Origin of the sequence: Kitasatospora sp. NPDC093558, from assembly GCF_040683475.1 — a bacterium.
In the GTDB taxonomy this organism is placed as follows: Bacteria; Actinomycetota; Actinomycetes; order Streptomycetales; family Streptomycetaceae; genus Kitasatospora.
This window is the reverse complement of record NZ_JBFBDY010000908.1, coordinates 1-2,138: the sequence shown is the minus strand read 5'-3', so window position 1 is coordinate 2,138 and position 2,138 is coordinate 1. Positions and strand designations below refer to the sequence as shown.

General features: G+C 71.3%; 2 protein-coding genes. Both read right to left on the bottom strand.

Annotated features, from left to right (window positions below; all coding sequences use genetic code 11):
• Window positions 1-16 precede the first annotated feature (16 nt).
• Complete coding sequence (locus AB0O00_RS36810; protein WP_363659055.1) at window positions 17-760, bottom strand: MerR family transcriptional regulator; 744 nt, start codon at window positions 758-760, stop codon at window positions 17-19.
• Between the two features lie 50 nt (window positions 761-810).
• The coding region (locus tag AB0O00_RS36805; RefSeq protein ID WP_363659054.1) for a serine hydrolase domain-containing protein at window positions 811-2,138 on the bottom strand (1,328 nt) is incomplete at its 5' end.

The window sequence follows — 2,138 nt, the reverse complement described above, 5'->3', positions numbered from 1 at the left end:
ATCGCGTCTGGACCGGTCACCGCAGAGCCGGCTTGGTCGGACTGGCCCTCATGAGTTGGGCGAGGCGCTCCCAGGCCGGGGATGAGGCCCCTGCCTGGGTCTGCGCGGCCAGCTGGGCGATCCTGGGGTTGCCGACGGGCCCGGCTTCGGACGGGCCGTGGTGGCCGGCGAGCCACGTGAGGGTGCGCTCTGCGAGCGCGGGCAGGCGGGGGTCGTCCGGCGACCAGTCGTAGGCGGCGTCGGTCTCACGGTAGAGGGCGCCGAACTCGGGGTCGGTGATCAGCTCGTGCTTCTGCGCGAACCACCGGTCGGCGTCCTCGGGTGAGGCGGCGTGCAGGAGAATCCAGCCGTCACGTTCCAGGCGCACCTGGCGCTCGCTGACGCCGAGCTCGCGCAACTGGTCGAGGTAGTCGGCGACATCCGGGGAGACGAACAGCCGGTCGCCGCTGCGCAGCCGGGCGAGGTTCGCACGGGCTTGCCGCAGGTGCGCGATGCGGTCCCGGAGGTCTTGGTCGATCTCGGCGATGGCCGCGGTGAGCGTGTCGGGGTCCCCGTCCAGGAGGTCCTTGACGCGGGCCAGCGGTACGCCCGCGCCTGCCAGGGTCCTGATCTTGACCAGGGTGAGGGCGTGTTGGGCGTCGTAGCGCCGGTAGCCGGACGAGTCGCGGTCGGGCTCGGCGAGCAGGCCGCGCTCGTGGTAGTGGCGGATGGCCTTGGCGGTCACCCCGGCGTAGTCGGCGAGTTGGCCTATCGTGAGCATGCTGGAGATCCTCTCACCCGGGGGCCGTCCGGGAGGTCGGACCGGGCAGGTCAGACCCGCAGGGTCAGTCGGCCGCCGCCGTTGCGGAAGCGCGCCTGGCCGTCGCTGACGTCGTGGTAGGACACCAGCAGCAGGCGCAGGTACCCGTCGAAGGCCTCCAGCGGGAATCCGGCCGGCGCGAACAGGCCGGGCCTGATCGGCACGAGGCGCTGCGGCGGGGCACAGACCCTCCCGCCGGCGAACTGCGTGAAGATCCGCTCCTGCGAGGCGTCCGCCGGCTCGTACGTCACCCGCTCCTCGAGCTGGCCGTCGACGACGCTGACGTCGACGCGGAGTTGGTTGGAGCGGTACGTGCCCACGTACGGACTGAGGTCGACGTCCTCCTCCAGCTCGGTGATCAGCACGGGGACCTGCACACCGAGGTGCTCGCCGAGCAGCCATCGCAGGATCTGGTCCTGCAGCATGATCGCCCCCGGGGTGTTGCCGAACGCCGTGAACACCAGGTCGTGCTCGGGAAGGACGCACAGGATGGACACCCCGCCCGGCGAGGCACCCGACATGGCCAGGACGGTCGTGTCGCCGAACGGATACCGCACCCAGCCCAGGCCGATCGGCGGGGTGTTCGGGGTGCCCATGTCGAACGCCACCTGCTGCATCAGCGCGGTCGACTCGGCCGACAGGACGCGCGCGCCGGACGGGGACACACCGCCCGCGAGATGGGTGCGCCCGAAGGCGAGCAGGTCGGCGATCGTGCCGATCGGCGTGCCGCCGGCCGGCCCCCAGGTATCGGGCAGCATGAACATGCTGGTGGGCCTGGCCGCCATGGTCTGCGGATCCGGGAAATGGCCGACCGCCGTGCTGCGCAGGATGGCCTCCTCGGCCGAGGCGCTGGAGCCGGTCATGCCGACCGGCGTGTAGAGCTCACGCTTGAGCAACTCGGGGAAGGGCAGCCCGGTCACCGCCTCCAGCAGGCGGCCCGCCACGATCATGCCGCCGTTGGAGTAGCTGAGCCGCTCTCCGGGCTCGAACAGGGCACCGCAACTGCTCGCGAGGCCCTCGACGTAGGCCTTCAGGGCGTCACGGCCCTTGGCATCGGGGAAGAACAGGTCCGCGTCGATGCCGTTGGTGTGCGAGACCAGGTGCCGGACCAGGATCTTGTCCGCCGCACCCGGCGTGGTCAGGGCCAGTTCGGGCAGGTACCTCACCACCGGCGCGTCGAGGTCCAGGACCCCGCGCTCGACCTGCTGGAGGACCAGCGTGGTGGTCAGGACCTTGGTGACGGAGCCGAAGAGGAAGCCGGTGTCCTCGAGCATCGGTGCGCCGGTGGCCGCGTTCGCGCAACCGTGGGCGACGACGACCTGCTCGCCCGCGTGGTAGA

What these genes read in the sequence shown, in the direction of transcription:
- AB0O00_RS36810 (WP_363659055.1), bottom strand. Translation starts at nt 760, where the DNA reads ATGCTCACGATAGGCCAACTCGCCGACTACGCCGGGGTGACCGCCAAG.